This is a genomic window from Bradyrhizobium sp. S3.2.6 (assembly GCF_040546885.1).
Lineage (GTDB): Bacteria > Pseudomonadota > Alphaproteobacteria > Rhizobiales > Xanthobacteraceae > Bradyrhizobium > Bradyrhizobium cytisi.
Genome location: NZ_JBEPOS010000018.1, coordinates 19,871 through 45,932 on the forward strand (window position 1 = coordinate 19,871; position 26,062 = coordinate 45,932).

29 protein-coding genes and 1 pseudogene are annotated in these 26,062 nt (G+C 64.0%); 10 read left to right on the forward strand and 20 right to left on the reverse strand.

The window, feature by feature from the left end:
- Positions 1 to 31 precede the first annotated feature (31 nt).
- The gene (locus ABID58_RS26540; protein WP_148749760.1) at positions 32 to 1,003 is read right to left on the reverse strand and encodes an ABC transporter permease; all 972 of its coding nucleotides are present in this window, start codon (positions 1,001 to 1,003) and stop codon (positions 32 to 34) included.
- A 40-nt stretch (positions 1,004 to 1,043) separates the two neighbouring features.
- A complete protein-coding gene (locus tag ABID58_RS26545) occupies positions 1,044 to 1,466 on the reverse strand; it encodes a hypothetical protein (RefSeq protein ID WP_354035723.1) in 423 nt (140 codons plus the stop codon).
- Between the two features lie 467 nt (positions 1,467 to 1,933).
- Here ABID58_RS26545 and ABID58_RS26550 point away from each other — a divergent pair, with 467 nt between their 5' ends.
- The gene (locus tag ABID58_RS26550) at positions 1,934 to 3,547 is read left to right on the forward strand and encodes an acyl-CoA synthetase (RefSeq protein WP_354035724.1); all 1,614 of its coding nucleotides are present in this window, start codon (positions 1,934 to 1,936) and stop codon (positions 3,545 to 3,547) included.
- A gap of 111 nt (positions 3,548 to 3,658) precedes the next feature.
- On the opposite strand, the gene ABID58_RS26555 is transcribed toward ABID58_RS26550, so the two are convergent.
- On the reverse strand, positions 3,659 to 4,858 hold the full coding sequence (locus ABID58_RS26555) for an MFS transporter (protein ID WP_148749762.1): 1,200 nt from the start codon (positions 4,856 to 4,858) through the stop codon (positions 3,659 to 3,661).
- A gap of 183 nt (positions 4,859 to 5,041) precedes the next feature.
- Here ABID58_RS26555 and ABID58_RS26560 point away from each other — a divergent pair, with 183 nt between their 5' ends.
- The 3 genes and pseudogenes from ABID58_RS26560 to ABID58_RS26570 all read left to right on the forward strand — a co-directional run bounded on the left by ABID58_RS26560 (position 5,042) and on the right by ABID58_RS26570 (position 7,224).
- Positions 5,042 to 5,845, forward strand: coding sequence for an MBL fold metallo-hydrolase (locus ABID58_RS26560; RefSeq protein ID WP_354035725.1), 804 nt, complete (start codon positions 5,042 to 5,044; stop codon positions 5,843 to 5,845).
- A gap of 150 nt (positions 5,846 to 5,995) precedes the next feature.
- Positions 5,996 to 6,229 (forward strand): annotated as a pseudogene (locus tag ABID58_RS26565) (hypothetical protein); the annotation flags it as partial.
- A gap of 47 nt (positions 6,230 to 6,276) precedes the next feature.
- The gene (locus ABID58_RS26570) at positions 6,277 to 7,224 is read left to right on the forward strand and encodes a fatty acid desaturase (protein ID WP_148749764.1); all 948 of its coding nucleotides are present in this window, start codon (positions 6,277 to 6,279) and stop codon (positions 7,222 to 7,224) included.
- Between the two features lie 56 nt (positions 7,225 to 7,280).
- Here the strand turns inward: ABID58_RS26570 and ABID58_RS26575 are convergent, their stop codons facing one another.
- Together ABID58_RS26575 and ABID58_RS26580 are read right to left on the reverse strand one after the other, a co-directional pair.
- Positions 7,281 to 7,517, reverse strand: coding sequence for a hypothetical protein (locus tag ABID58_RS26575; protein ID WP_148749765.1), 237 nt, complete (start codon positions 7,515 to 7,517; stop codon positions 7,281 to 7,283).
- 143 nt (positions 7,518 to 7,660) lie between these two features.
- On the reverse strand, positions 7,661 to 8,635 hold the full coding sequence (locus tag ABID58_RS26580; protein WP_354035726.1) for a helix-turn-helix transcriptional regulator: 975 nt from the start codon (positions 8,633 to 8,635) through the stop codon (positions 7,661 to 7,663).
- A 97-nt stretch (positions 8,636 to 8,732) separates the two neighbouring features.
- On the opposite strand from ABID58_RS26580, the gene ABID58_RS26585 reads away from it, so the two are divergent.
- Together ABID58_RS26585 and ABID58_RS26590 are read left to right on the forward strand one after the other, a co-directional pair.
- A complete protein-coding gene (locus ABID58_RS26585) occupies positions 8,733 to 9,377 on the forward strand; it encodes a glutathione S-transferase family protein (protein WP_354035727.1) in 645 nt (214 codons plus the stop codon).
- Between the two features lie 16 nt (positions 9,378 to 9,393).
- Positions 9,394 to 9,828: a DUF6157 family protein gene (locus ABID58_RS26590; protein WP_354035728.1), complete on the forward strand. Its 435-nt coding sequence runs from the start codon at positions 9,394 to 9,396 to the stop codon at positions 9,826 to 9,828.
- Here the strand turns inward: ABID58_RS26590 and ABID58_RS26595 are convergent, their stop codons facing one another.
- The 4 genes from ABID58_RS26595 to ABID58_RS26610 form a co-directional block, all read right to left on the reverse strand.
- Positions 9,829 to 10,614: an enoyl-CoA hydratase/isomerase family protein gene (locus tag ABID58_RS26595; protein ID WP_148749769.1), complete on the reverse strand. Its 786-nt coding sequence runs from the start codon at positions 10,612 to 10,614 to the stop codon at positions 9,829 to 9,831.
- A gap of 12 nt (positions 10,615 to 10,626) precedes the next feature.
- The gene (locus ABID58_RS26600; RefSeq protein ID WP_354035845.1) at positions 10,627 to 11,736 is read right to left on the reverse strand and encodes a cyclic nucleotide-gated ion channel; all 1,110 of its coding nucleotides are present in this window, start codon (positions 11,734 to 11,736) and stop codon (positions 10,627 to 10,629) included.
- A gap of 180 nt (positions 11,737 to 11,916) precedes the next feature.
- Positions 11,917 to 12,135 carry a hypothetical protein gene (locus tag ABID58_RS26605; RefSeq protein ID WP_148749770.1) on the reverse strand — a complete coding sequence of 73 codons (219 nt, stop codon included), beginning with the start codon at positions 12,133 to 12,135 and terminating at the stop codon, positions 11,917 to 11,919.
- Positions 12,136 to 12,255: 120 nt separating this feature from the next.
- Positions 12,256 to 13,704: a TAXI family TRAP transporter solute-binding subunit gene (locus ABID58_RS26610; RefSeq protein WP_354035729.1), complete on the reverse strand. Its 1,449-nt coding sequence runs from the start codon at positions 13,702 to 13,704 to the stop codon at positions 12,256 to 12,258.
- Between the two features lie 403 nt (positions 13,705 to 14,107).
- Between ABID58_RS26610 and ABID58_RS26615 the strand changes: the two genes are divergently transcribed.
- Both ABID58_RS26615 and ABID58_RS26620 read left to right on the forward strand, forming a co-directional pair.
- Positions 14,108 to 14,455, forward strand: a complete 348-nt coding sequence (locus ABID58_RS26615; RefSeq protein ID WP_246229711.1) for a DUF3307 domain-containing protein — start codon at positions 14,108 to 14,110, stop codon at positions 14,453 to 14,455.
- Positions 14,456 to 14,617: 162 nt separating this feature from the next.
- Entirely contained in the window at positions 14,618 to 15,016 is a 399-nt protein-coding gene (locus ABID58_RS26620) for a hypothetical protein (protein ID WP_187434681.1), read from the forward strand.
- Here ABID58_RS26620 and ABID58_RS26625 read toward each other — a convergent pair.
- Positions 15,013 to 15,327, reverse strand: coding sequence for a YkgJ family cysteine cluster protein (locus ABID58_RS26625; protein WP_354035846.1), 315 nt, complete (start codon positions 15,325 to 15,327; stop codon positions 15,013 to 15,015). The genes ABID58_RS26620 and ABID58_RS26625 overlap by 4 nt on opposite strands.
- An 18-nt stretch (positions 15,328 to 15,345) precedes the next feature.
- Positions 15,346 to 16,044 carry a helix-turn-helix transcriptional regulator gene (locus tag ABID58_RS26630; protein ID WP_027530661.1) on the reverse strand — a complete coding sequence of 233 codons (699 nt, stop codon included), beginning with the start codon at positions 16,042 to 16,044 and terminating at the stop codon, positions 15,346 to 15,348.
- A gap of 112 nt (positions 16,045 to 16,156) precedes the next feature.
- Here ABID58_RS26630 and ABID58_RS26635 point away from each other — a divergent pair, with 112 nt between their 5' ends.
- Both ABID58_RS26635 and ABID58_RS26640 read left to right on the forward strand, forming a co-directional pair.
- The gene (locus ABID58_RS26635) at positions 16,157 to 16,432 is read left to right on the forward strand and encodes a hypothetical protein (protein ID WP_148749774.1); all 276 of its coding nucleotides are present in this window, start codon (positions 16,157 to 16,159) and stop codon (positions 16,430 to 16,432) included.
- Between the two features lie 38 nt (positions 16,433 to 16,470).
- Complete coding sequence (locus tag ABID58_RS26640; protein WP_148749775.1) at positions 16,471 to 17,199, forward strand: glutathione S-transferase family protein; 729 nt, start codon at positions 16,471 to 16,473, stop codon at positions 17,197 to 17,199.
- A gap of 78 nt (positions 17,200 to 17,277) precedes the next feature.
- Here the strand turns inward: ABID58_RS26640 and ABID58_RS26645 are convergent, their stop codons facing one another.
- The 9 genes from ABID58_RS26645 to ABID58_RS26685 form a co-directional block, all read right to left on the reverse strand.
- The gene (locus ABID58_RS26645) at positions 17,278 to 18,420 is read right to left on the reverse strand and encodes an ABC transporter substrate-binding protein (protein WP_354035731.1); all 1,143 of its coding nucleotides are present in this window, start codon (positions 18,418 to 18,420) and stop codon (positions 17,278 to 17,280) included.
- 76 nt (positions 18,421 to 18,496) lie between these two features.
- The gene (locus ABID58_RS26650; RefSeq protein ID WP_354035733.1) at positions 18,497 to 18,928 is read right to left on the reverse strand and encodes an acyl-CoA thioesterase; all 432 of its coding nucleotides are present in this window, start codon (positions 18,926 to 18,928) and stop codon (positions 18,497 to 18,499) included.
- A 9-nt stretch (positions 18,929 to 18,937) separates the two neighbouring features.
- Positions 18,938 to 19,699 (reverse strand): SDR family NAD(P)-dependent oxidoreductase, encoded by a 762-nt coding sequence (locus ABID58_RS26655; RefSeq protein ID WP_148749778.1) that lies wholly within the window; start codon positions 19,697 to 19,699, stop codon positions 18,938 to 18,940.
- Between the two features lie 25 nt (positions 19,700 to 19,724).
- On the reverse strand, positions 19,725 to 21,608 hold the full coding sequence (locus ABID58_RS26660) for a feruloyl-CoA synthase (protein ID WP_354035734.1): 1,884 nt from the start codon (positions 21,606 to 21,608) through the stop codon (positions 19,725 to 19,727).
- A complete protein-coding gene (locus ABID58_RS26665; RefSeq protein WP_148749780.1) occupies positions 21,605 to 22,414 on the reverse strand; it encodes a crotonase/enoyl-CoA hydratase family protein in 810 nt (269 codons plus the stop codon). The genes ABID58_RS26660 and ABID58_RS26665 overlap by 4 nt, the downstream gene beginning before the upstream one ends.
- 160 nt (positions 22,415 to 22,574) lie before the next feature.
- Positions 22,575 to 23,702 carry a muconate cycloisomerase family protein gene (locus ABID58_RS26670; RefSeq protein ID WP_354035736.1) on the reverse strand — a complete coding sequence of 376 codons (1,128 nt, stop codon included), beginning with the start codon at positions 23,700 to 23,702 and terminating at the stop codon, positions 22,575 to 22,577.
- Positions 23,699 to 24,454, reverse strand: a complete 756-nt coding sequence (locus tag ABID58_RS26675; protein WP_354035738.1) for an SDR family NAD(P)-dependent oxidoreductase — start codon at positions 24,452 to 24,454, stop codon at positions 23,699 to 23,701. Before ABID58_RS26675 ends, ABID58_RS26670 begins: the two co-directional genes overlap by 4 nt.
- Entirely contained in the window at positions 24,454 to 25,248 is a 795-nt protein-coding gene (locus ABID58_RS26680; RefSeq protein ID WP_148749783.1) for an amino acid ABC transporter ATP-binding protein, read from the reverse strand. The genes ABID58_RS26675 and ABID58_RS26680 overlap by 1 nt, the downstream gene beginning before the upstream one ends.
- Positions 25,245 to 25,907, reverse strand: coding sequence for an amino acid ABC transporter permease (locus tag ABID58_RS26685; RefSeq protein WP_148749784.1), 663 nt, complete (start codon positions 25,905 to 25,907; stop codon positions 25,245 to 25,247). Before ABID58_RS26685 ends, ABID58_RS26680 begins: the two co-directional genes overlap by 4 nt.
- Positions 25,908 to 26,062 lie beyond the last annotated feature (155 nt).

The window sequence follows — 26,062 nt, forward strand, 5'->3', positions numbered from 1 at the left end:
CTTGGTTATGGTTGTCGTTCTTGTCGGTCGTTCAGATGTCGCCCTGCTGTGCCGTTTCTTCGTTGCGCGGATTCAGGAAGGAGTCCGTGATGACGGCGAGCAGCAGGACCACGCCTTTAATGAGATTTTGCCCGGCGTAAGAGATGTCCATGATGGTCATGCCATTGAGCATGGTGCCGATCAGGAGCGTGCCGATGATGACGTTCAGCACGCCGCCACGCCCGCCTGAGAGCCCGATGCCGCCCAGCACGACGACCAGGATCACGTCGTAGATCAGCGTCGAGTTGAAGATGCGGGTCGGCATCGAATTGACGGAGGCCGCCAGCACGAGGCCGGCAAAGCAGCCGATCAGGGCGGTGATCACATATTGCAGGACAATGATCGGGCGGGAGGGAATGCCGGTCACGCGCGCGGCGTAAGGGTTGTCACCGATCGCATAGATATAAGCGCCCCAGCGGGTTTGCCGCAGCAGGAATGCGACCACGATGCAGGCGATCGCGAACATCCAGATCGAGGTCGGGATGCCGAGAACGGTGCCCTGTCCGAGACGTTCGAATCCGTTCATGCCCGGGCTCCATTGCACGACGTCGAGCTGGAACAGCGCGGCTTGTCCCAGCCCGGCGAGCAACAGACCCGTTGCCAGCGTCGCAAACAGCGAGGGCACCTCGGCATAGGCGATCAGCCAGCCATTGACGAGGCCGAAGGCGATCGTGAGCAGCACGGCAGTCAGAAGCGAGGTCGGCAGCGAATGGCCGTTCTGCACCATCTGAAGTACGAGCCCCGGGGGCACGGCGAGGGCCGCGATCAGCGAGATGTCGATGCCGCGGCCGATCACGACGATCGCCATGGCGAGGCCGAGGATGCCGAGCACTGCCACGTTCTGGAGCAGCGTCAGCATATTGTCCGCGGTCAGGAAGCCGTTGAGGAAGATCGAGAACACGAGGAACAGCAGCGCGAAGACGGCGAAGACGATCTCCTGCTGGTTGACCCGAAAGCGCTTCATCCCGTATTGCCTTTCTTCGACGTCGGCCTCTGTGGGTCAGTTATGACGATCGGGTCTCTGTGCGATAGGTCTGTGGGAGCGGTGTCGGGCCTTCCGTGAGTGCCCTCACCTGGGCCTGGTCGTCGGAGCCGATCGAGATGTGGACCAGCGTATTCAGTCTGGCGTCTTTGTCGACGAGAATGTCTGCCGCGATGTCCGGACCGAAGATGCGATCGATCTCGGTTCGGACTTTCTCCTGCACAGCGATGTCGCGAAGCGCGGGCTTGAAGATCTTGCCAACTGCGGTGACCGGGAGGGTCTCGAGCAGCACGATGCGCTTCGGCCGGTCGGGATGCAGCTGCGCCGTAGCTTCGAAGAGATCGTGCAGATTGCGGGAAGAGATGGGCGAGTTGTAGGGCCGCCCTTCCAGCGCCTCGATGTCGGCGATGGTTTGGACCGGCTGGCTGAATCGCGTCGTGGTCAACGAGGGCGCTCTCACGGCCACCGCCATCCAGGCGGCACGGCGGGTTGTGCAGCAGCTGATCTGTCCTGATGCAAGCGAACGCTTCCTGCCTATCTCATTGACCGATTCTTGTTCTTCATAGGCCACACGCCCGGACCCGGCTTGCTCCGGAGCGCAAAGCTTTTGCTTGTCCGCGCAAACCGGTCTTGCGTATAGGCGGCGGCCATCCAAAATCTCGGCGCCGGACGAGCTTGTGCGATGCACAAACGACGTTCACTTTGGCTGCACGATGGGTGGGCTGACGGGCGTCTGCATTATCGCTTCCGGCTCACGGATGTACCGGTGTCCGAATGGATTTTGGACCGCCCGCTTCCGCGCTGCAATTCCATCGTCGATCGGCTTGCCGAACATCTGCCCGCCAGGGCTCGGATCGATTTGACGCGGCAGATTGCGCCGACTACGCTTTGTGCAAATTCCCGGGGACGGAAATGTCGAACGATATCGCGGCCATCATCTCGAAAGCGCGCGAGCATTCCATCGGCGACCTTCTGCGCCGCTCGGCGGGCCGCGAGCCGACCAAGCTTGCGGTGAGCTGCGGCAGCATGAGCTGGACCTTTGCGGAGATGGATACGATCTGCAACCGGCTCGGCCGCGGCCTGCTCGGGCTCGGCGTGAAGAAGGGCGACCGTCTCGCCGTGCTCTCGCGCAACTCGCATGCCTTCGCCGCCCTGCGCTTTGCGGTGGCGCGGATCGGCGCCGTGCTGGTGCCGATCAACTTCATGCTCAATCCCGATGAGATCAATTTCATCCTGAAAAGCTCTGGCGCAAAACTGCTCGCGACCGGCCCCGATTTCGTTGAGCCGGCGCGCGCCGCAAGCGCGAAGGATTGCGCTGTCGAAAAGATGATCTGGCTGCCGGGCGAGGACTTCGCCACGGCGCCCGCTGGCATCGCCACCTTCGACGATCTGCTTCATGCCGACGGCTCGTTCCTCGAGGCGTCCGTCGACAGCCGCGATCTCGCGCAGATCGTCTACACCAGCGGTACAGAATCGCTCCCCAAGGGTGCGATGCTGAGCCATGAAGCGGTGATGTGGCAGTATGTCAGCTGCACCATCGACGGCGGCATGAGCGTAGACGACAAATTCCTGCACGCCCTGCCGCTATATCATTGCGCGCAGCTCGACGTGTTCCTGGGACCGCAAATCTATCTCGGCGCCTCCGGCGTGATCACGGGCAAGCCGACCGCGGACAACATTCTGGCGTTGATCCAGGCGCACAACATCACCTCGTTCTTTGCGCCGCCGACGATCTGGATCGCCATGCTGCGCTCACCGAATTTCGACAAGACAGATCTTTCGACGCTGCAGAAGGGCTATTACGGCGCCTCGATCATGCCGGTGGAGGTATTGCTTGAGCTGCAGCGTCGACTGCCCGCCGTAAAATTCTGGAACTTCTACGGCCAGACCGAGATCGCGCCGCTGGCGACCGTGTTGCGGCCGGAAGAGCAACTGCGCAAGGCCGGCTCGGCCGGCAAGCCCGTGCTCAACGTCGAGACGCGCGTCGTCAACGCGTCGATGGAGAACGTGAAGGTTGGCGAGGTCGGTGAGATCGTGCACCGCTCGCCGCATCTGCTCTCCGGTTATTACAACGATCCCGTGAAGACCGCGGCGGCGTTTGCCGGCGGCTGGTTTCACTCCGGCGATCTCGCCACTGTTGACGCCGAAGGCCACATCAATGTGGTCGATCGCGTCAAGGACATGATCAAGACCGGTGGCGAGAATGTCGCCAGCCGCGAGGTCGAGGAGATGGTCTATCGCATCCCTGAAGTCTCCGAGGTCGCCGTCGTGGGCTTGCCCGATCCGCGCTGGATCGAGGCTGTGACTGCGATCGTCGTGGTCAAGGCCGGCGAGAAGCTGGATGAAGATGCCGTCATCCGGCATTGCGCCGGCCAGATGGCGCCTTTCAAGGTGCCGAAGCGCGTGATCTTCGTCGAGAGCCTGCCGAAGAATCCCAGCGGCAAGCTGCTCAAGCGCGAGCTGCGCCAGCGCTTCGTCGGCGGCGAGACGCTCGACAAGGCGATCCAGAAGAATTTCGGCACCTGAGGCGGAGCGGTCGTCATGAAAGCCTGGCAGGTCGCGCACGACTGGTCGATCGAGGGCATGGAGCTGGCTGATTTGCCGGAGCCTGTGCAGTTTCCTCAAGTCGCGTTCGCCTCAATACTTCTTCACGTGCACGCCGAACGCCAGCCACAGTGCCATTGAGGCGAGGCCGAAGCCGCCGAGTAGCAGGAAGGTCGGACCGTAGCCGATCCATTGCGCGATCCAGCCGCCGAGTGCGGGGCTCAGGCTTGCGCCAATGCCCTGCACAGTGATGACAGCGCCCTGGCCGAGATTGATGCGGCCGGTGCCGTCGAGCGAGCGCGCGACCATGCCGGGGACGGCGACGGTCTGCAGTCCGGTGCCGATGCCGTCGAGCACCTGCATCGGCACGACGCCCCACCATCCCGTGACGAAGAAGGCGAGAACGCCGCGGATCGGTAGCACCATGAAGGAGACGAGGATCACCGGCCAGTAGTTGCGTTTCCCCGCGACTTGCATGCCGACCAGGGACGTCACGATCATCACGCCCTGCGCAATGACGACGATGGTCGCGACGAAGCTTGGACCATTCGCCTCGCCTGCGCTCACGGCGGCAAGGCCATAGAGCGGCACGATGGCGGCGTTGCCGAGATGGAAGATGGCCAATGCCAGCGCCAGCACCAGCAGCGGCTTGTGCTTGAAGAGAACGGAGAGACCGGCCGGCGGGTTCTTGCTCTCGTCTTCCTTGCTGCCGCGAGCCTGGCGATCATCGATGGCCTTGGCCGGAATCATCAGGACGCAAGCGACGGCGACGGCGCCGAAGACGGCAGCCAGCACGAACACCCAGACGTAGCCGAATTTGTATCCGAGATACCCCGACAGCGCCGCGCCGACCATGTTGCCCGCATGGTTGAAGGCCTGATTGCGTCCGTTCAGCGCATTGAAACCCTTTTGCTTGGCGATGCCGAGAGTGATCCCGGTGACCGCCGGCACGATCGCGGCGCTCGCCAGCGATTGTGCAACTTGCGAGAACGTGACCGCCCAGAAATTTTGTGAGATCAGGATGATGGCGGAGGCCAGCACAACGCAGATGCCGGGGATGACGACCCATAGCCGCTTGTTGCGGCTGGAATCGATGAAGCCGCCGATCGGCGTCGTGACCAGCATGCCCGCGACATTGCCGATCGTCAGCGCCGTGCCGATCAATCCGGTTGCCCAGCCGCGCTCTTGCAGGAACACCCCGACGAACGGCCCAATGCCCGACTGCATGTCGGCCATGAAGAAGTTGACGGCGTAGAGGGGCCAGAGACGGGGTGAGGAAGGGCGCGATGTCATCGAGACGCTGAACGTGATGCTGCCGATCGACTGTGATCTCGCGCAGGCGGGCATGGATGGCCATGTGTGCCGGGGCGGACATGAAAGTAACCTGTGCTGGCCGTGTTGGTTCCTCCGGACTTGCGATCGCTGGACCGCGATGTCATTTCATGTCTGCGACGGTCTCATTTCTGGATCACGGCCATGCCCCTCTGGACCTGCGAAACCTGCGGCGCGCAATTCCCGGACAGCGAAAAGCCGCCGACGTCCTGTCCGATCTGCGAGGACGAACGGCAATTCGTGAACTGGAAGGGACAAACCTTCCTCAGGCGCGAGGCGCTGGCGGAGCGTCATCGCGTGGTCTGGCGCGACGATCTCGGCCTGACCGGCATCGGGTCCGAGCCGAGCTTTGCGATCGGCCAGCGCGCCCTGCTGGTGCCGCTCGCGGACGGTTGCGTGATGTGGGACTGCGTGCCGCTGGCAACGCCAGACGCGATCGCGCATGTCCGCTCGCTCGGCGGATTGAAGGCGATCGCGATCTCGCATCCGCATTTCTATGGTGCGTTTGCGGACTGGAGCGAGGCGTTCGGCGGTGTACCGGTCTATCTGCACGCCGACGATCGTCAGTGGGTGATGCGGCCGTATCCCGCGATCGTGCACTGGACCGGAGACAGCCATCGCATCTCCGACGATATTCTGCTGCTCCGCACCGGCGGCCATTTCGCAGGCGCCACCATGCTGCATCATGCGCGCGGCGCGGACGGCAAGGGCGCGCTGCTGACCGGCGATATCGCGCAGGTGACGATGGACCGCCGCTTCCTCAGCTTCATGTACTCCTATCCGAACTACATGCCGCTCAACGCCGCCGCGGTGCGGCGGATCGCGGCGGCGGTCGAGCCGCTCGCTTTCGACCGCATCTACGGCGCCTGGTGGGGCCGCAACATCGCCTCCGGCGCCAAGGCGGCCTTCGCGGCGTCGGTGGAGCGATACATCGCAGCGATCGCCTGACGATCGAAATCCCATTGCTTTCGCCAATTAACTGTACGATTGGTACAGTTATTAAGCGAGACGCAATGATGCGTATGCCGGTCCGGCACGTTCGATGCATGGGTGTTGCGGCGGGCGGGTTTTGCGGCCGCGTGAGCGGGAGTTGGACGCATGACCGGGCAGCGCGACCACCAGATCTTTGAAGCCGGCAACGTCGCGCTTCAATCCGGCGCCGTATTCCTTGCGATGAAGCTTGCCTACCAGACCTATGGCACGCTGAGCGCGGCCAAAGACAACCTCATCTTGAATCCGACCTCCTTCAGCGCCCAGCAGGTCGACACCGAGTGGCTGATCGGCTCCGACGGCGTGCTCGATCCCGCCCGCTATTTCATCGTCATCCCCTCAGGGCCGAGGTCGCAGCGCTTCTCAGCAAGTAATGTAGGCATCCGATCATGATTGATGCGACTGTTTCAGAGCCCGGCCATCGCCTGAAGCCACTGAGCCCGGCCATGCTGCGCGAATTGTCGGCGCGCTCGAACCTCAGGGGTGCGGCGCAAAGCCTCGGTCATTATGGCATGATCGTGCTGGTTGGCGTACTGATCTCGATGGTGTCGTCGCGCCATAGCGTGCTCTGGGCGCTGCCGCTGATGGCAGTGCAGGGCTATCTCGTCGCGTTCCTGTTCATGGCGGTGCATGAGACTGCGCACAAGACCGCGTTCAGAAGTCGTGGCTTCAACCTCGCGGTCGGTTATTTCTCGGCCTTCATCATCGGACTGCCCTATGAATATTACTGCCTGTTCCACTGGGACCATCATCGCTACACCCAGGATCCGGACAAGGACCCGGAACTGATCGTCGGCGTCAAGCCGACATCCGACACCCAGCTTGCGATTGCCTATAGCGGATTGCTTCAGGTTGCCGGCCGGCTCCGGCTGATGCTCGGCCATGCCGCCACCGGCAAAGTGGTCGTGCCTTGGATCCCCGAGAACAAGCGTGGCACCATCGTGACTGAGGCGCGTGCCTATGTCGCGCTCTACGCGTTGCTGCTCGCATTGTCGCTGTGGTTCTCGTCCGCACTGCTTCTGTGGATATGGATCGGGCCGGTGATCATCGGGCAATTCTTCCTGCGGCCCTATCTCTATGCCGAGCACACCGGTTGCGACCGTACCCGCAGCGCGTTCCAGAACACCCGCACCACCTATACCGGCGCCATCGTCAAATGGATTGCGTGGAACATGCCCTACCACGTCGAGCACCACGCCTATCCCTCGATCCCGTTTCACGCGCTGCCGAAGCTTAACGGAATCGTCGATGGGGAGATCGTCCATCGCGGACGCGGCTATATCAGAACGACGCGCGAGACCTGGGCGTGGTTTCGCCGGGATCGAAAGCGCGCTTAGCTCAACGCAAAACTCCGGCCGCAGCGCGACCGGAGCTTTGTCGTGACGGCACGATATCAGTAGATCCCGTAGGCGCAGACATTCACGACGCGAACGCGCATGCCGCGGCGGGTCTGGACGACGCGCTCCTGGTAGCAGTTGCTGACGCCGGTGTTGACGTAGAGACCACCATAACCGAAGCCCCAGCCGGGACCCCAGTGGTGGAAGCCGTGGGCCGACGCAGCGGTGGGCGCGAGGGCGGCAGCGCCGAGCGAACCGGCGGCGATCAGACCAAGAGCAAGCTTACGAAACATTCTTATTCTCCAGTGTGGCGCGAGGCCGTTGTTGTGTCCCTGCTTCTCGGTCGAGGCGACACGCGAGTTCGTTCACGCGATGAGGCAAGAATCGCGTTTCGGGATTGTTTCGTCGGTTGCGGAGAGATGCGCCGTCGTCAGGCTTACCGCGCCACGCGATAGCGCGCGGCCATCGCCTGTGTCATCTCGGCCATCTTCTCGCGGAGATCGGCGGGCTCCAGCACCTCGACCTCGGACCCGAGCCGCAGCAATTCGGCTGCGGCATGCCATGATGTCTTCCCGGTCGGCACCCTTGCGATGCACCAGCCGTCGGCATCAGTCGTCTCTTCGATCTGGGTGCGCGCCTTGACGTAGGGCTGGCTCAGCGCATCGAGCAGCTTTACGCCGAATGGTGAGAGCCGTACGATCGCGACGTTCGGGTGCATGTCGGCCTCGAGCCGCAGCGTCGCATTCTGCCAGTAGGCGGCGAGATCGAAATCGGCGGGACGATCGAAGCGGTCGTCGAGCGCCGTGCAGTCGAGCACGCGCGCGATGCGATAGGTGCGCACGCTGCCGTCGACCTGGCCGGCGAGATACCAGTTGCCGCCCTTCAGCACGAGGCCGAGCGGAGCGACACGGCGCTGCTTCTCGGCGCGCCAGCTCTGATAGCGGATTTTGATGAGTGTCCCGCGCAGGGCCGCGCCGGCAATCGCGCGCAGATGCTTCGGCTCTTCCGGCTCGCCGAACCAGCCTGGCGCGTCCAGATGAAAACGCTCCTGCATCCGGCCGGCGTCTTCGCGCAAGTTTGCGGGCAGTGCCGCCATCAGCTTGTTCTGTGCGGCGATCATCGCGGCATCCAGCCCCAGCGCCGCCGCCGGGCCCGGCAATCCCGCCAGGAACAGCGCGCCCGCTTCGCTCTGCGACAGCCCGTTGAGGCGCACGCGATAGCCGTCGAGCAGGCGGTAGCCACCCTCCGCACCGCGGTCGGCATAGACGGGGACGCCGGAAGCCGCGAGCGCATCGATGTCGCGATAGATCGTGCGTACCGAGACTTCGCAGGCCTCCGCAAGTTCGGGCGCAGTGATCTGCCCCCTGGCCTGGAGGGTGGTGAGGATCGACAACATCCGGCTCGCGCGCATGATCCTTTAGACCATACCTGACACAGGATGTCAGGTATGGTCGGCTAGAGATGCACCCATCGCAAGCCGCCCAAGGGGGCCCAAAGGGAGATCCGCCATGACCGATCCGAACCGCATCACGCTGTATTATTCGCCGCAGAGCCGGGCCACCGGCACGCGGGTGCTGCTGGAGGAGCTCGGGGCGCCCTACGATCTCCACGTCCTCAACATGAAGGCCGGCGAGCAGCGGAGGCCTCCCTATCTCGCCATCAATCCGCTTGGCAAGGTGCCGGCGATCCGGCACGGCGAGGCGCTCGTGACCGAGCAGGTGGCCATTTACATCTATCTCGCCGACCTGTTTCCGCAGGCCGGCCTTGCGCCCGCGCTCAACGATCCGCTGCGAGGTCCCTATTTGCGCTGGACCGCCTACTACGGCTCCTCCTTCGAGCCCGCGCTGATCGACAAGTTCATGCAGCGCGAGCCTGCGCCGGTCACGCAGTCACCCTACGCCGATTACGACACCATGCTGGGTGCGCTCGAGGCGCAGTTGTCAAAGGGACCATATCTGCTCGGCGAGCGGATGACGGCGGCCGATATTCTCTGGGGTGTTGCGTTCAGTTGGACGATGATGTTCGGTATCGTGCCGAAGAAGGACGTGTTCGTCCGCTATTCCGAGCGCATAACGTCGCGCCCTGCGTTCCAGCGGATAAATGCGACCGACGCCGAGATGGCGGCGCAGCATGCCGCGGCCGTCGGAGGATAGAGAAGCCGGTCATCAGATGACAAAGCCGATTTACACGACGAACTGCTTCAATACTTTCATCCGGGTCGCCGAAGACTGCCCGGCGCCTACCGGCGAAGATCCACCGCCGCGCGCCGGAAAGCCGACCGTGGCGAACCTGCAGTACGCGATGATCGCGACGGAGCCCTACAAATACACGTCGGACGACGTGATCTTCGCGACGTCTGCGGCTGGTCGGGAACTGGGTGCGAAGGCGACGAAGCAGGAGCGCACCCTCGCCCGCAAGGCGTTCTTCTCCAAAGGCCAAGCTTGCATGCGTGCATCCGGCCTCGGCAAGCGTTTTGGCTGGGGCGTTCATGCCGATAGCGAAGGGCGGATCGCGATCTACGCCATTGACAGCGAGCGCTATCAGGCACTCGCGCGCGATCTCAAGCTCACGCAGGTCCGCGCGATGCGGTCGAAGCGGGCGTGATCAGAATTTCGGCGCTCTCTTCTCCGCGAATGCCTTGATGCCTTCCTTGATCTCGTCGCCGCGCATGCTGTCGCGGTGGCGCTGGTCGGCGGCTTGCTCATCCAGCTCGCCGCGGACGAATTCGTTGATTGCGCGTTTCATGCCGCGCATCGCGTTTGGGGCATTGCCGGCGAGAACATTGGCGAGCTTGTCGACTTCCTCGTCGAGTGTTTCCACCGGAACCATGGCGGTGAGATAGCCGATCCGCAGCATCTCCGGAGCACTGATCTTCTGCGCAGTGAGAAACAGCCTCTTGGCGTTGTCGACGCCGAGCCGCGTCACGTAGCGTTTGATGCCGCTCCCGTAGTAGTGCAGTCCGAGCCGCGCCGCCGGCATGAACATCTCGGCTGTGTCGACGCCGATACGGAAATCGCAGGCCAGCGCGAGGTCGGTCGAGCCGCCATAGACGCCGCCATTGAGACGGCAGATCGTCGGCACGCCGAGATCCTCCAGCCGGTTGACCACGACTTCGAAGGCCGAGCCGGCGCTCTGCTGCTCGTTGGCGCTCACCGCGCGCTCCGCGACCGAATTGAGGTCATAGCCGGCCGAGAAGGCGCGTCCCGTGCCGGTCAGCACCAGCACGCGGATATCGGGATCGGCCTCGACCCGGTCGAACAGCTTTGTCAGCTCGCCGAGATCTTCCGCCTGGAGCCGGTTGAGATGCTTGGGCCGGTTCAAGCGGATGGTGGCGCGCGCACCATCGATTTCGAGCACGGGGCCACTGGCCGCGTCGGCTGTGTCCGACATTCTTGTCTCCATTTACTTGTTTTCGAGCGTGCGGCGCTTCGCTTCGGCGTCGATAGTCTCGGCGAGGTCTGGGTGCCGCGCCATCAGCACGCGGAAGTCGACGAGGTCGAGCACCAACAGCCGCGACACTTTCGTGGTCGAGACATTGGCGCCGCGCATGTTGTTGCCGAGCAGTGCCATCTCGCCGAAGAAGGCGCCTTCGCCGAGCTGCACCTTCTTGCCGGGGAGGTCGACCTCGACCGCGCCGGCGGCGATAAAATACATGCAGTCGCCCTGCGCACCCTTGCGGATGATCATGGTGCGCGCCGGCAGCTCCATGGTGCGCAGCATGTGGGTGACGTCGGCGATGGCCGCGGGCCCCAGCGCCGCGAAGAACGGCACCTTGCTCACGGATTCCCAGGTCTTGAGGAAGTTGTCACGCCGCGTTTCCGCCGCGAACCCGGTCGCCAGAATACCGGTCCAGAGGCCGAACACGCCGAGGCCGGAGATCATCACCAGCGCCGCGACCATGCGGCCGAGCGGCGTGACCGGCACGACATCGCCATAACCTGTCGTGGTCAGCGTGACGACCGCCCACCACAGCGCGGCAGGGACGCTGCCAAACGTCTGCGGCTGCACGTCCCGCTCCAGGAAATATTCGGCGACCGAGGCCAGGAAGACCACCATCAGGAAGATCACCAGCACGCTGATCAGCGGGCCCGATTCCAGCACCAGCACGCGGCGGAGCTGGCGCAGGCCGGGAATGCCCGGCACCACCTTCAGCACCCAGAGCACGCTCAGCAGCCAGGCCGTCTTGGGCTCGGCGCCGAGGACCAGCGCGACCGGCACGGCCAGCGCCCCCAGGGCGTCGACCAGCCCGGCGGAGGAGGACATGTAGAGGCCCAGCCGCCCCTGCCGCGCCATGTGGCGCAGCCGGACCAGCCATTCGAACACGAAATAGGTGAGACAAGCCCACAGCAGGAAATCGACCCAGCGGTGCGCCGTCTCATAGGCCGGATCGAGCGTCAGCAGCACCATGCTGACCACGCCGATCGTCACGGCCACATAGGCCGCCTTGGTCATGTTGCGGCCGGCGGTCGCGGCCACGAACTGGGCCAGAGCAGGAAACATCGGCTTGGACATGCGGAATGGCGGCTCGATCTTGGTGCTGACGGTCCCGGGCCGGGACTTGAGCTGGGACTTGGGCGCCAAAGTGCCCGCCCGCACCGGAGCCGTCAACGACGGGGCGGGCAGCCGCGCCATCCGCCCCGATCAGGGCGCGGATGCCTCGTCCAATGGCTGGGAAGGTGCCGGGCCTGCTGGCTATTTGAAATGCGGAGGCTCGTCGTAACCGCGGCGGCTGCTCAGGAACAGCAGCATCATCAGGCCGACGCCGACGACCACGGAGAACCCCGCTCCTAGCGCCAGTGCCACATAACCTTCCGTCGGGATCGGATCGCCTCCGACCGACATGGCCGAGTAGGCGAAATAACCAACCGCAACCAGCATTCCCAGCAAGATGATGAGAAGGAGTAGACGCATGGTGCGTTCTCCGGTTGTGCTGGAAGCCAACGGTTGCGGTGGGGAAACGGTTCCACGGGCTGCAGGCAGCGATTCGCCAAAAGGAGATGGGCGCCTGCCATCCAGGCGCGAATCGATAGGTCAGGCGCTCTGAGCTGTCTTCACCACCACAACGTTGCTGTCTTCGGGCGGGGGGAGCGCGGCGGGGGCGGCGATCTTCTCGAGCTCGCTGGCATGGCGCTTCAGGTAGTCGCGGCGCATCCCGATCTCGTCGCGGACGAATTCGTAGCCGAGCTTGAAGGTATCGAGCCCGTCGGTACTGATCGTGCCGTCGCGCAAGCCGATCACCGCGCCGCGCAAGATGCCCTCGAGCTCGTCCTGGAGACATTCGAGCTGATCCAGCGAATGGGCGTGCTCGATCCGCTCCCCGATATCGAGGATCGCGGTAGAGAGCTCGCTCGCCTTCTCTGGCGCGACGCGGGTGATCTTGGCGTAGATCGCGGCGAAGATCGAGCCGATGACGCTGAGCGCGGCGGCGCCCAAGTACATCACGTCGCTGTACTTATCCATGAACGACTTGGTGTCGTCATTGATGTAATCGGCGGCGCCCTGATGCGCCATCACGAAGGCATCTTTCTCGACTGAGGCCGGCTCGATATGGGTGGCAAAGCCGTTGTCGAGCCCGAGCGCGGACTTGTTCTCGTAGACGATGCGCGCGATGTCGCCAGCGGTGGTCGGCGACATTTTGGACTGCGCGACCAGCAGCCATTCGAGGCCGATCGTGTCGAGATCGTCGTCGGGAATCTCGGGCGAGGCGGACAGCGTGCCGGCTGTCAGCGTCTCGTCGGAAATGCCGGGGAATTTACGCGCCAGCGCCTTGGCTTCGTCGATGGCGTTGAGCGTGAAGCCGCCGCGCCTGGCGACCTGCTCGTAAGCCTTGTCGCGCACGGCCTTGGAGGCGTGGACGACAGCAATCACCGCACCAAAGCCGCTGGCCGGCGCGAACAGCTTGTCCAGCGTCGCGCCCTGCGGCGCCATCTGGATCTTCGCGGCGTCGGGGCTGTCGGCGGGAATATCGAGGATGCTGCGGACGAAGGCGAGGGACGAATCATTCTCGGCGAGAACGGCGACCTTCTTCTTCTTGAGCTCGGCGAGCGACTTGATCTTCTTGTTGCCGGGGCCGAGCAGCAGCACGAGATCGTGCTCAAGGATCGCGAGCGTGCGCGCCCGCAGCGGCACCTTGGCGTCGGTGCGCAGGACGGCAAGATCGGCCTGCCTGCGATCGAACTGCGCGAGCGCCTTGGCGTTGTCGGCGTTGTTGACGATCTTGATCCGGAAGCGCGAGGCGTTGTTCTTCAGCAGTGTGGCGAGCTTGGTCGCGAACAGTGCTTCGTCGCTGCTGGGAGCGCCGACGGCAAAAGTCAGCGTCTCCGAATTGTGCCACCAAACGCGCCCGGCCCAGACGGTGGCAAGCGACAGCAGCAGGGTCAGCACGACATACAGCAGGACCTGCTGCTGATTGGTCTTGATCACCTTGGGACGCCGTGGCGGCGGGAGCTCGGTTGACGAGGTCGGGCCTTCAGCACTCATGGCAGCACTCTGGCCTCGTTCCCGAAATGGCGGGCGGCACGGCCATCGCCGGCGGCACGCTCAAAAATTCGTAAGCGTCTGAAAAAAGAACGATAATCCTCTACCTGAGGATGATAGCGCTCCAGCGCGAGAATGCAAATTCCGCGCCGAAGGTAACCTTACTCAACCGATCCGCGTCGTTTGGTTATGCTATCACCGTTTAGCCACAGTTGGCGATTTTCCAATTCCCCCGGCTGCATTCCGTCGCGGGAGATGTCATAAATCAGCGGTCCCGATGTTCTGACGGGTCCAAGAAGAAGTTGCGCTGAACGCTCCATTTTTTCCTTTTAGGTCAACGAGGGCGTCAGCTTTGTCGTTTCCACCTCTGTCATCGGCGGTTCCGGTCGAAGCGCTCATTGGCTGGATGTTGCTGCTTACCTTCAAGCACATCATCGCCGATTTCGTGCTGCAGACCGCCTGGATGGCGCAAGGCAAGGACCAGAAGCACGGCTGGGCTTTGCCGCTTCTGGTGCATTGCCTGATTCACTTTGCGGTTGCGCTGCCGCTGATCCTGATCGTGGCGCCGAAATTCTGGTTCGTGGCGCTGATCGACTTCGTCATTCACATCACGATCGACCGCGCCAAGGGATGGGTTTCGGCCAATTTCCGCGTCAACCAGGAGCACCCCTGGTTCTGGACCCTGATCGGCGTCGACCAGGCGCTGCACCATCTGACCGGCTTCGGCCTCTCCATCTTCATGGCGGCGAACTGACTGCTGGCACTGTCGTTCCGGGGCCCGCAAAGCGGTACGCAACAAGTCCCGCCCGGTTGATTCGTGGCCCACGCGCAAGCACCCCGGGTGACTACCGCTCGGGTTGGTTAACCTTTCATTAGAGAATTGCGCTGCATCTTCCCTACACGAGGGAGAACTGCAATGTTTTCAAGCCGCGACGCTTATGAAAGCGATTTCTGCCCGGTTCGCGACGAGCTCCTTGGCGAGATGTACCGCGCCAGCGAGAGTGGCCTGCCGAGGCTGGTTGAGAGTGTTTCCCCTGACGCGCGCGCCAGGCTGGCGCTGTTCTGCTATCGCCGCAGCCATCTTCATTCGTTGGCCGTCGCGATCGCAGCCAGCTGCAGCGAGCGCGACCTGATCGAGAACGGCGGCCGTGTCGGCTCGACGCTCTACGCGCTGTCGCGCCAGGGCTCGGCCAAATCGTCCCCGTCGGTGTCGGGTGGCCGCAAGCCGATCACGCTGTCGACCAAGCCGCTCTCGGTGCTCGCACCGCTGGACGACGAGATCGACGACGAGATCAGCGAAGCCGTCCCGGCTTAAGCGGTCTCGATCACAGGCAGTCCGAACTTCCGCCGTGCCATCGCGCATTCGGCGTCGCCCGGCATGCAGGTGCGGCACACCTCCGGCCGCACTGCATAGATGCCGCACGTAGTCGCCTTGCCGATCTCGCCCTGCAACGCTGAACAGCGATCGCCCTCGCAGCGCATGCCGGATTGTCGCGCGTTGACGAGCGTCTCCGGGATCAACGCAAGCTCCTCGTCGCTCTCGATCGAGAAGCGCGGCCAGTTCTGCGAATAGCCGCAGCAGGCGCCGCAGCTCTGGCAGCGGCTCGACAGATCGGTCTCTTCCATCAGCGTCATGTGTCCTTGTCAGGTATCCTTGGGCGGACCCCAGACCAGGCTCTGCCGCCATTTTGCGCGCAGCACGTCGCGCCGCTCCGGATATCTTTCGTCGAGATAGGTCGCATCTACCACGCGGTCGGTGCGGAAGCTGCGAAAATCGCTGCGCAGCTCGCACCAGGCCGCGAGCAGGCGCACGGCTTCGAGATAGCCGACCGAGATCGGCCAGATCATGCGCTCGCTCGGGCGGCCCTGCTCGTCGCGATAACGCAGCATGATCTTCTTGCCCTCGTGAATCTGGGTGCGCGTGCGCGCCATGTCCAGGCGATCCGGCTCCCTGTTCCAGCTCGGCCGCGCGCGGCTAGCAGGCTCCAGCACGAAGGGACGCAGGCGTTCAGGCACGGTGTCGGCGATCTTGGCCATCAGGTCTTCGGCCGCGCGCGCCAGCGTGGAATCGGCATGGCCCGCGACCCATTGTGCGCCCAGCACCGCCGCCTCGATCTCGTCGGGTGTCAGCATCAAGGGTGGCAGGTCAAAACCCTTCTCGAGAATGTAGCCCATGCCGGCTTCGCCACGGATCGGCACGCGCTGGCCCATCAGCGTTGCGATGTCGCGATAGATCGTTCGCTTCGACGTCTCGAGCTCGGCCGCAATCGCGTCCGCCGTTAGCGGCTTACGGGTACGCCTCAGTACCTGGATGATCTGAAACAGCCGGTCGGCGCGTCTCATGACGATTCTCTCATCGGGGGCGGATCAGAAAACGGCGCGTGGCTGCTGACAGGATATTGGCAGCAGGGGAGTTCTATACCGGGACAACACATCGACTGAAGAGGATTTGTCCATGATCATTCCAACCCATCTCGGTCCGGCCGGACCGCTGTGGCGGAGCCAGGCCTCGTTGCTAGCCTCGCTGCAGACCTGGGTCTTCGGCCGCCTCGCACCTTTCGATCTCACCATCGTCGATCTCCGCGTTGCGCTCGTGACCATGCTGACACGCTCGCTGGTCCAGGCCGCGGACGCGCTGGTCCGCCATGTGATGGGCCGCGCCTGGCGGGGGGCCCGTTTCGCAGAAGATATCACGGCTGCTGCCACCATGGTGGCAGCAGCCCGGCGCTAGGTTCCATCAACTCTTTCGGCAGGTTCAGGAGAGCTCCAATGATCACGCTTTACGGCTTTGGCACCGGCTTCGGCCTGCCGGAAATCAGCCCTTTCGTCACCAAGACGGAGGTGCAGCTCAAGATGGCGGGACTGCCCTACCGGAAGGAGCGCGCGATGCCGCCGGCGTCGCCGAAGGGGCAGCTTCCTTTCATTGATGACGGCGGCGAGGCGGTGGCCGATTCCACCTTCATCCGCGCCCATATCGAGCGCCGTTACGGCTTCGACTTCGACGCCGGCCTTTCCCTGCACGAACGCGCCCAGGCCTGGGCGTTCGAGCGCATGATCGAGCACCACGTCTATTGGTCGCTGGTCGGCGCGCGCTGGGTCGATGCTGCCAATTTCGCCAAGGGCCCTGCGCATTTCTTCGACGGGGCGCCCGAGCACAGCCGCGAGAAGCTGCGCGAGGACGCGCAATTCCGCGTCGCCGAGAATTACCTGCTCTCCGGCCTCGGTCGTCACGCTCCCGATGACGATGTCGAGCTCGCGGTTCGCTCGCTGTTCGCACTATCGGTGCAGCTCGGCGACAAATCCTATCTGCTGGGCAACAAGCCCAGCGGGGTCGACGCGACCGCGTTCGGCGCGCTTGCGGGCATCTTGACGCCGTTCTTCGAATCCCGTCTGCGCGAGCGCGCGGAAGGATTTCCGAACCTGACCGCTTATGTCGACCGGATGATGGACACCTACTATCCGGAGTTCGCCTGGACGCCGCTGCGACAGGCGGCCTGATGCAATTGCGCGGCCAGCGTAAAAGAAAAGAGCCGGCCCATCGGGCCGGCTCTCGTCGTCCTGGAAACTTGTCGCCGCTTACTTCGCGAGCGTGTATTTGCCGTCCTTGACCGTGAGCAGGATGCGCGAGCGGTCGTCGAGGCCGTAGCGATCCTTCTCGGTGAAATTGTAGACGCCCTGGCTCGCCGCGATTTCCCGCTCCGAGAGCAGCGCCTGACGGATCGCCTCGCGGAATTCCGGCGTGCCCGGCTTGGCCGTCTTCAGCGCAACCGGAATAGCGCGCTTCAGGATCTCGAAGGCGTCGTAGGAATGGCCGGCGAACTGGCTGCGGCTGTTCGGGCCGTATTTGCCCTCGTAAGCCCTGTTGAGCGCGAGGCCCGGCTTCTTGGTCGCCGCCTCGTCCGGCTGGTCCTCGGGATCCATTACCGGGCCCGATGCCATCAGCACGCCCTCTGCCGCCTTGCCGGCGATGCGGATGAAATCCATGCTGGCAGCGCCATGGGTCTGGTAGATCAGGCCCTGATAGCCGCGCTCGCGCAGTTCGGTCTGCGGCAATGCTGCCGCGGTGCCGGAGGCGCCGATCAGGATCGCATCGGGATTGGCGGCGACGAGCTTCAGCACCTGCCCGGTCACGGACGTGTCGGGACGGGCAAACCGCTCCTCGTCGGCCAAAGTCATGCCCATTGACACGCCTTGGGCCTTGAAGTCGTTGAACCAGAGGTCGCCGTAGCTGTCGGAATAGCCGATATAGCCGACCGTCTTCACGTTGTGGGACTTCATGTGCTCGTAAAGCACCTTGCCCATGATCGGAATCGGCTGCGGCATGGCCACCGACCACTTCATGCGTTCCGGCGTGATCGGGAACGGCGCGAGGCCGAAATGCGGAATGCCGGCCTCGTTGGCGACGTTGGAGACCGCGATCGTCGGCGGCGTCAGCGCCGAGCCCATGATGATGTCGGCCTTGGATTCGGTGACGAAGCGGCGGGCGTTGGTGGTGGCGGTGGTCGGATCGCCGCCGTCGTCGAGCACGATCACCTTCAGCGGCACGCCGCCGATCTCCTTCGGCACGAATTCCAGCGCGTTACGCTCGGGAATGCCGAGCGCCGCGCCCGGGCCGGTCGTGGTAGTGGTGATGCCGATGGTGATTTCGTTGGTCTGGGCCAACGCCGGCAGGGCCGGCAGCGCCAGCGCGACTGCGGCGGTCAGGTAAAAGCGTTTCATCTATTCCTCCCTTTTCGTGTTTCTTTGAAAGCAGAAATTCGGGGCCATTTCAGCCCCGTCTTTTGGTGATGCGCGATTAGCTCCGGATCTCGCTCCCTGTGAATTTCGCTACCATTTCCGGCGGAAACGGTGCCGATTTCAGCTTGTCGGGGTTAACGGGATCGCGGCCGACCAGGACGCGGGTCTCAAAACCTTCGATTGCAAGTGCCTCGCCCTTGTAGACGTTGTGCTTCACCTCGAAGCTCGAGCGCTTGATGCTCTCGATTCTAGTCTCGATGGTGATCCAGTCGCCATAGGTCGAGGGGATGTAGAACCTGGACCGCGTGTCGACCATGGGGATGCCCACCAGGCCGTATTTGCGGACCAGATCCTGCTTGGAGAACCCGGCGACCTCGAACAAGGTCGACGTCGAATCGTCGAACATCGCGAAATAGCGCGGGTAGTAGACGATGTTGGCGGGGTCGCAGTCGCCCCACTGGATCTGGACCTCGCGCCGGTTCACGAACATGCGATTCTCTTACTTCGGCGCCATGCGCAGGGAGCCGTCGAGCCGCACCACCTCGCCGTTCAGATAGGAGTTCTCGACCATGTGCAGCGCGAGCGCGGCGAATTCGTCGGCGTGGCCGAGCCGGCGCGGGAAGGGGATCGCGGCGGCGAGCGAGTCCTGGGCCTCCTGCGGCAGGTTGGCCAGCAGCGGCGTAAGGAACAGGCCGGGCGCGATTGTCAGCACGCGAACGCCGAACTGGGCCAGCTCGCGCGCGATCGGCAGCGTCATGCCGACGATGCCGCCCTTGGAGGCCGAATAAGCCGACTGGCCGATCTGGCCGTCATAGGCGGCGACCGAGGCGGTGTTGATGATGACGCCGCGCTCGCCGCTCGCCTGCGGCTCGAGCTTGGCCATCTCGGTCGCGGCAAGCCGCAGCATGTTGAAGGTGCCGATCAGATTGACCTTGATAACCTTGTCGAAATCGGCGAGCGCCATCGGACCGTCACGGCCGACGACGCGCTTCGCAACGCCGATGCCGGCGCAGTTGACCAGCACGCGGGCCGGGCCATGGGCCTTGGTCGCCTGGGCGATCGCGGCTTCAGCGGAGGCGGCATCGGAGACGTCGCAGGTCACGGCCACGCCCTTGATCTCGGCGGCAACGGTCTCCGCGAGCTTGGTATTGAGATCGCACACTGCGACCCTGGCGCCCTGTGCCGCCAGCTTTCGCGCGGTGGCGGCGCCCAGTCCCGATGCACCGCCGGTGACGATGGCTGCCTGATCCTTCAACAACATGGCGTTCTCCCTTGGCGATGATTTCTTAAGCGACCGATATCACACGGTCCGATGGATTGGCAGCGTAGAGCTCCTCGATCAGCGCGCCGCGATGCTCGATCACCGCGCGCTGGTTGATCGAGCCCTTGTCGGTGACCTCGCCCTTGTCGATCGACAGCGGCACGTCCAGCAGGATCGCACGCGTGATCCGCGTCGAGGAGCCGGTGGCCGAAGAGAGAAAGCCGGTCAAGCGCTCACGGAGGGCTTCGCGCACCAGCCGGTCCCCGGCGGTGGCGGCGAGATTGTCGGCCGGCAGCGCGGGGTTGATCAGGCGGCAACCGTCGAGATCGAGCAGCACCAGCGCGGAAACCTCATCGCGGTTGATGCCGGCGATGACGACGTCGCGCACCAGCGGCGCGCAGGCCGCGACGAAGCGCGCACGTAGTGGACCGACGCTGACCCAGGTGCCGCTTGCGAGCTTGAAATCCTCGCTGACGCGGCCGTCGAAATCGAAGCCGGCGTTGAGATCATCGGGATCGGCAGGCTTGAGCGCATCGCCCATCTTGTAAAATCCTTCCTCGTCGAAGGATTTTGCGGTGATATCGGGCTGGCGCCAGTAGCCGGGCATCACGTTCGGGCCCTTGGCACGAACTTCCATCTTGCCGTTGTTCGGCACCAGCTTGGCGTCGTTGCCCGACACGGGAAGGCCGACATGGCCGGAGCGGCTGGTGCGCGGATTGACCGACATGAAGAACGGCGCGGTCTCGGTTGCGCCGAGGCCGGTCAGCATCGGGACGCGATAGCCTTTTTCTTTCACCGCGAGCGCGTCGAGGCTGTTCCAGACGAAGGGCGACAGCGCCGCGCCCGAGAAGAACATCGCGTGCAGCCGGTCGAAGAACTTTGCACGAAGACCCTGGTCGTCGCGCAAGTAAGGCAGCAACGACTCGTAACCCTTGGGCACGTTGAAATAGACCGTTGGCGAAATCTCCTGGAGATTGCGCACGGTCTCCTCGATGCCACCAGGCATCGGCTTGCCGGCGTCGAGATACATCGAGCCGCCGTTGTAGAGCGTCAGCCCGATATTGTGGTTGCCGCCAAAGGTATGGTTCCAGGGCAGCCAGTCGATGATGACGGGCGGCTCGTCCTTGAGGAAGGCGAGCGTCTCGCGAAGCATCACCTGGTTGGCACAGATCATGCGCTGGGTGTTGATGACGGCCTTGGGATTGCCGGTCGAGCCCGACGTCAGCAGGAATTTCGCGATCGTGTCGGGACCGATCTTGCCATGCACCGCGTCGAGGTCGCTTCGGATCGGCGTTGCCATGAGATCGGCGAGCAAGGTGACGTCGCGGCCCGGCACATGGCCATAGGACGCGGCGATCTCGGTGCCGAGCGAGACGTTGGCGGCAAGCGCGTCCGCGAACTTGTCGGCGTCCTCGGCGAAGACCAGGCCGGGCGTCAGCAGCTTCATCAGATAAGAGAGCTTGCCGTAATCCTTTGAGACCAGCGAATAGGCCGGCGATACCGGACAGAACGGAATGCCCGCATAGAACGCGCCGAACGCCAGCAGCGCATGGTCGATCGAATTGCCGGAGAGGATGACGACCGGCCGCTCGGCCGACAGGCCGCGCTGGATCAGGCTTGATGCGATGTGCCGGCTCGCGGTGAGCAGCTCGGCATAGGTGATCTTGCGCCAGCCGCGGCCGCCTTCGCGCTCCGCCATGAACACGCGATCCGGCGTCGTCGTCGCCCAGTGATGCAGGCGCTCGGTGATGCGGACGGGGTAATCGCCGAGCGGCTGCTTCGGCCGCAAATAGATCGTGCCGTCGGCGCGACGTTCGATGTCGACGACGGGATCGCCGAACGAGATTGGCCGCAGCGGAGAATTGCTCGCGCCGCGCTCTGTGCTGGAAGAGGACGGCTGTGCACTCATGACTTCGGCTTTACCTTGGCGGTCTTGTGCTCGAGGAATTCGCGGATCCTGCGTTTTGCCTCTTTGTCGCTCTGCGCGACGGTGGCCATCAGCGATTCCATCAACAGGCCGGTCTGCGGGTTGGCCTCCGCGATCATCGGCAGCGCCTGGAGCACGGCGAAATTCGTCAGCGGCGCGTTGGACGCGATCTTGGTCGCGAGCTCCAGCGCCTTGGTGAGGCCGTTACCTGCTTCGGTGACATATTGCGCAAAGCCATAGGACGCGCCCTCGGTCGCGCTGTAGACGCGCCCGGTCAGCATCATGTCCATCATCCGCGCGACGCCGATCAGCCGCGGCAGCCGCACCGAGCCGCCGCCGCCGACGAAGATGCCGCGCTGTCCCTCGGGCAGCGCGAAATAGGCTGTGGGCTCGGCGACGCGGATGTGGGCGGAGCAGGCAAGCTCGAGCCCGCCGCCGATCACCGCGCCCTTCAGCGCCGCGATCACGGGCACGCGGCTGTACTGGATGCGGTCGAACACCCGGTGCCACATCTGCGAATGCAACAGGCCGCCCGTGGCGTCGTGATCTTGCAGCTCGGACAGGTCGAGGCCGGAAGAGAAATGGTCGCCGATGCCGTGGATGACGACAGCACCGATATCCTCGGGCAGGGACGCAAAGCACTCGCCGATTTCAAGGATGATGCCGTCATTGAGCGCATTGCGCTTGGCCGGCCGGTTCAGACCCACGGTCAGAACCCGGTCCACCCTCTCGATCCGAAGCAGGCCGGAGGCGCCCGCGTCAGCGGTCTCGGCGTTTCCCTGTGTCATTTGCGTCCTTGTCAGAATAGTTATGTTGTATAACGAATTTGGGAGGAGTCAAGAAGGGGACTGAGACCGTTGGGTGCGAAAAGCGGCGCTCCACATTCGGTGTCGTCCCTGCGCAGGGCCGGGACGGCAGCAACGGGTGTTGTACACCCCAAGGCGAGGCTTACGCCTCCGCCAGCACCCGCGCGTTCGTGCGAATCGAGGCTTCGCTGACGCGAATGCCGAGGCCGGGGCCGTCGGGCACGACAACGTGACCTCCGCGATTGGCGACGCGCTCCTCGAGCACATCCTCGATCAAAACATGATGCGGCATGTAGAACTCGCAGCCGAGCGAGATGCCCGGTGTTGCCGCGATCAGCTGCGTGCCGGCGGCAAGGCCTATGCCGCCCTCCCACAACGTGCCGCCATAGCCGGGCAGGCCGGCGATGTCGGCGATCGCCATGATCGCCTGCGCCTCGAACAGGCCGCCGGCCTTCATCAGCTTGATCGAGACGGCGTCGGCGGCCTCCTGGCGCACCACGTCCATCATGTCGCGGCGGTCGAAGCAGCTTTCGTCGGCGAGCACGGGCGTTTCCAGCGCCGCGGTGAGCTGCGCCATCATGTCGAGAAATTTGCGCGGCACCGGCTGCTCGATAAAGGTCGGCGCGAACGCCTCGACATCGCGCAGGATCTTGATGGCGCCGAACGGCGCCAGCGCCTGGTTGTAGTCGACCCGCAGATCGATGTTGTCGCCGAACTCCTTGCGGATCGCTTCGAGATGATCGAGGTCCTCGCGATGCGGTTTCACGCCGGTCTTGACCTTGTAGATGACATTGCCGTCGGGAACCATTCTTCGCATGCGCTCGAGATCAGCAGCGAAATCCGGATCGGCAATCGAGAAGGAGAGGGGAATCGTGTCGCGCACGCGGCCGCCGAGGAGGTCAGCAACGGAAAGCCCCGAGGATTTGCCGACGATGTCGAGCAGCGCCATCTCGATCGCGACCTTGGCCTCGGCGTGCCCGACCAGCGCGCGGTCGAGCTCGGCCATCAGCGCGCGGATGCGGCGGACCGGCTTGCCGAGCACGATCGGCCGCAGATAGATGTCGAGCGCGGAGAAGGCTGCTTCAGCCGTTCCCGTGAACACCTCCCACGGCGCCGCCTCGCCCCAGCCGATCACGCCGTCGCTCGACGTCAGCTCGATCAGCACGCGCTTTACGGTGCCCTTGACATTGCCGACGCCCTGCAGGCGGGCCATCTTGATCGGGCTTTCGATCAGGAACAGCCTGAGACGTTCGACGGTCGCTTCGGTCATATCAGGCCTCCATTGACGTGCCAGATCTGGCCTGTGACGTAAGACGCTCCCGGTGACGCAAGGAAGGCGATGATCTCGGCGACCTCTTCCGGCCGCCCGCGCCGGCGCATCGGGATCAGCGCTTCGGTTGCGGCGATCTGCTCGGGCGACAGCCGGCTCTCGCTCGGCTTGTCCTTGACGATGAGGCCCGGCGAAACCGCATTCACAGTGATGCCGTCCTTGGCGAGCTCCATCGCGGTGAGCCGCACAAGCGCTTCAAGCGCGGCACGGCTCGCGGCGGTGGCGGCGAAGGGCGCGAATTCAGGCCGGATCGCGTGTGCGACGAACGAGGATACCGCGACGATCCGCGCATCCTGTCCGGCCCGCAGCAGCGGAAGCGCCGCCTCGACCATCCGCGTGAACGCCAGTGCGGATTCATCCATCGCCTGGCGAAACTGATCCGCCGGCGTGCCGATGGCGCTGCCACGACGGGCGTGGCCGCCGACCAGGATCAATCCGTCGAGCCGGCCGAAAGCGCGTTGTGTGGCGGCGAGTGCGTCGGTGACGGCTGCCTCCTCCGCGAGATCGCCGAGGCACTTTGCCACGACCGCACCCTTTGCCTCAGCTTCGGTTGCAGTGGCGTCGAGACCTTCTGCGTTCGAGCGCGTGTGGAGCAGAAGGGCGACCCCCGGCGCTCCGAGCAATTTTGCGGTGGCGCGACCGATGCCGCTGGCGGCACCGGTGACGAGATAGACGCGGTCGATATCGGGCATCACGGTGTCGCGTTGGCCGGCGGCAGCGCGCCGGTGCGGTGGAAATGGCTGAGGAAGGCGCGTGTCGCGGCTTCCTGTGGATTGTCGATCACCTGCCGCGCCGGGCCTTCCTCGACCACAACGCCATCGCGCATAAAGATCAGGCGGTCGGCGACCTCGCGGGCGAAGGCGATTTCATGGGTCACGATCACCATGGTCATGCCCTCGGAGGCCAGTTGCTGGATCACATTCAGCACCTCGCCGACGAGCTCGGGATCGAGCGCCGACGTCGCCTCGTCGAACAGCATGACATCAGGCTCCATCGCGAGCGCGCGTGCGATCGCGACGCGCTGCTTCTGGCCGCCGGAGAGCGTCGCCGGATATTGATCGGCCTTCTCCGCAAGTCCGACTTTCGCAAGTTGGGCACGTGCGAGCTTTTCGGCGTCCGCCTTGGCCATGCGACGCACCGTGACCGGTCCCTCCATCACGTTCTGCAACGTCGTCATGTGCGGGAACAGGTTGAAATGCTGGAACACCATGCCGGTGGTGGCGCGGAATCTTGCGAGTGTCCTCACGTCAGGGAGCTTGGAACCATCGCCGAACGCAAAGCGCGTGTCGCCGACGCGGACGCTGCCGCCGTCGGGTGCGACCAGCAGGTTAATGCAGCGGAGCAGCGTCGATTTGCCGGAGCCGGACGGCCCGATCAGCGCCACGACGCCGCCCTTGGCGACGTCGAGATTGATGTTCTTCAAGACCTCGTTGCTGCCGAAGCGCTTGCGCAAGGCTCGGATCTCGATCTTTGACATCTCGCTCATTCGCTGACCGCCAGTCGCTTCTCGCCACGCCTGGCGAGGATGGTCAGGGGGATCAGGATCGCCGCATAGGCGACCGCGACGGCGGTGTAGGTTTCCAACGGCCGGTAGCTGTCATGTGCGGCGACCTGGCTTTGATAGACCAGATCAGGCACCGCGAGCACCGAGACCAGCGAGGTGTTCTTGAACTGGATGATCGACTGGTTCATCAGCGCCGGGATCATGCGCTTGATCGCCTGTGGCAGCACGATACGCCGCATGGACTGCCCCGGCGTCATGCCGAGCGCGGCCCCCGCTTCCGACTGGCCGCGGTCGATCGAGATGATGCCGCCGCGGATGATCTCCGAGTAGAACGAGCCGCCATAGAGCGAGAGCGCCAGCGCAGAGGCCGTGATCGGCGTCATCTCGACACCCGCCAGGATCGGCAGCGCGTAATAGAACCAGATCAGCTGCACCAGGATCGGCGTGCAGCGGAACGCCTCGATGAAGGTGAGGGCGGTCAGGCGCACGGTCTTGAAGCGCGATAGGCTGCCAAACGCTCCGAACAGGCCGAACACCAGGCCGAGCACGACAATGACCACCGTGAAGCCGACGGTGACGCCAAGCCCGTTGAGAAAGAGCCAGCGATAGCTCCAAAGGATGCCGAAGTCCCACTGATACATGCGTGCTTTCTTGCTTCACCTCTCCCGCTTGCGGGAGAGGTCGCGTCGCATCGAAGATGCGATGCGGGTGCGGGCTCTCTCCTCTTGGGGAGTCTTGCCAGCGGAGACACCCTCACCCCAGCCCTCTCCCGCAAGCGGGAGAGGGAGTGGAGCGG

What these genes read in the sequence shown, in the direction of transcription:
- ABID58_RS26585 (WP_354035727.1), top strand. Translation starts at nt 8,733, where the DNA reads ATGACCGATCCGAACCGCATCACGCTGTATTATTCGCCGCAGAGCCGG.
- ABID58_RS26540 (WP_148749760.1), bottom strand. Translation starts at nt 1,003, where the DNA reads ATGAAGCGCTTTCGGGTCAACCAGCAGGAGATCGTCTTCGCCGTCTTC.
- ABID58_RS26655 (WP_148749778.1), bottom strand. Translation starts at nt 19,699, where the DNA reads ATGTTGTTGAAGGATCAGGCAGCCATCGTCACCGGCGGTGCATCGGGA.
- ABID58_RS26620 (WP_187434681.1), top strand. Translation starts at nt 14,618, where the DNA reads ATGTTTTCAAGCCGCGACGCTTATGAAAGCGATTTCTGCCCGGTTCGC.
- ABID58_RS26570 (WP_148749764.1), top strand. Translation starts at nt 6,277, where the DNA reads ATGATTGATGCGACTGTTTCAGAGCCCGGCCATCGCCTGAAGCCACTG.
- ABID58_RS26560 (WP_354035725.1), top strand. Translation starts at nt 5,042, where the DNA reads ATGCCCCTCTGGACCTGCGAAACCTGCGGCGCGCAATTCCCGGACAGC.
- ABID58_RS26680 (WP_148749783.1), bottom strand. Translation starts at nt 25,248, where the DNA reads ATGAGCGAGATGTCAAAGATCGAGATCCGAGCCTTGCGCAAGCGCTTC.
- ABID58_RS26555 (WP_148749762.1), bottom strand. Translation starts at nt 4,858, where the DNA reads ATGACATCGCGCCCTTCCTCACCCCGTCTCTGGCCCCTCTACGCCGTC.
- ABID58_RS26595 (WP_148749769.1), bottom strand. Translation starts at nt 10,614, where the DNA reads ATGTCGGACACAGCCGACGCGGCCAGTGGCCCCGTGCTCGAAATCGAT.
- ABID58_RS26670 (WP_354035736.1), bottom strand. Translation starts at nt 23,702, where the DNA reads ATGACCGAAGCGACCGTCGAACGTCTCAGGCTGTTCCTGATCGAAAGC.
- ABID58_RS26645 (WP_354035731.1), bottom strand. Translation starts at nt 18,420, where the DNA reads ATGAAACGCTTTTACCTGACCGCCGCAGTCGCGCTGGCGCTGCCGGCC.
- ABID58_RS26610 (WP_354035729.1), bottom strand. Translation starts at nt 13,704, where the DNA reads ATGAGTGCTGAAGGCCCGACCTCGTCAACCGAGCTCCCGCCGCCACGG.
- ABID58_RS26660 (WP_354035734.1), bottom strand. Translation starts at nt 21,608, where the DNA reads ATGAGTGCACAGCCGTCCTCTTCCAGCACAGAGCGCGGCGCGAGCAAT.
- ABID58_RS26615 (WP_246229711.1), top strand. Translation starts at nt 14,108, where the DNA reads ATGTTGCTGCTTACCTTCAAGCACATCATCGCCGATTTCGTGCTGCAG.
- ABID58_RS26650 (WP_354035733.1), bottom strand. Translation starts at nt 18,928, where the DNA reads ATGTTCGTGAACCGGCGCGAGGTCCAGATCCAGTGGGGCGACTGCGAC.
- ABID58_RS26580 (WP_354035726.1), bottom strand. Translation starts at nt 8,635, where the DNA reads ATGCGCGCGAGCCGGATGTTGTCGATCCTCACCACCCTCCAGGCCAGG.
- ABID58_RS26640 (WP_148749775.1), top strand. Translation starts at nt 16,471, where the DNA reads ATGATCACGCTTTACGGCTTTGGCACCGGCTTCGGCCTGCCGGAAATC.
- ABID58_RS26575 (WP_148749765.1), bottom strand. Translation starts at nt 7,517, where the DNA reads ATGTTTCGTAAGCTTGCTCTTGGTCTGATCGCCGCCGGTTCGCTCGGC.
- ABID58_RS26685 (WP_148749784.1), bottom strand. Translation starts at nt 25,907, where the DNA reads ATGTATCAGTGGGACTTCGGCATCCTTTGGAGCTATCGCTGGCTCTTT.
- ABID58_RS26590 (WP_354035728.1), top strand. Translation starts at nt 9,394, where the DNA reads ATGACAAAGCCGATTTACACGACGAACTGCTTCAATACTTTCATCCGG.
- ABID58_RS26600 (WP_354035845.1), bottom strand. Translation starts at nt 11,736, where the DNA reads ATGTCCAAGCCGATGTTTCCTGCTCTGGCCCAGTTCGTGGCCGCGACC.
- ABID58_RS26605 (WP_148749770.1), bottom strand. Translation starts at nt 12,135, where the DNA reads ATGCGTCTACTCCTTCTCATCATCTTGCTGGGAATGCTGGTTGCGGTT.
- ABID58_RS26635 (WP_148749774.1), top strand. Translation starts at nt 16,157, where the DNA reads ATGATCATTCCAACCCATCTCGGTCCGGCCGGACCGCTGTGGCGGAGC.
- ABID58_RS26665 (WP_148749780.1), bottom strand. Translation starts at nt 22,414, where the DNA reads ATGACACAGGGAAACGCCGAGACCGCTGACGCGGGCGCCTCCGGCCTG.
- ABID58_RS26625 (WP_354035846.1), bottom strand. Translation starts at nt 15,327, where the DNA reads ATGGAAGAGACCGATCTGTCGAGCCGCTGCCAGAGCTGCGGCGCCTGC.
- ABID58_RS26550 (WP_354035724.1), top strand. Translation starts at nt 1,934, where the DNA reads ATGTCGAACGATATCGCGGCCATCATCTCGAAAGCGCGCGAGCATTCC.
- ABID58_RS26630 (WP_027530661.1), bottom strand. Translation starts at nt 16,044, where the DNA reads ATGAGACGCGCCGACCGGCTGTTTCAGATCATCCAGGTACTGAGGCGT.
- ABID58_RS26675 (WP_354035738.1), bottom strand. Translation starts at nt 24,454, where the DNA reads ATGCCCGATATCGACCGCGTCTATCTCGTCACCGGTGCCGCCAGCGGC.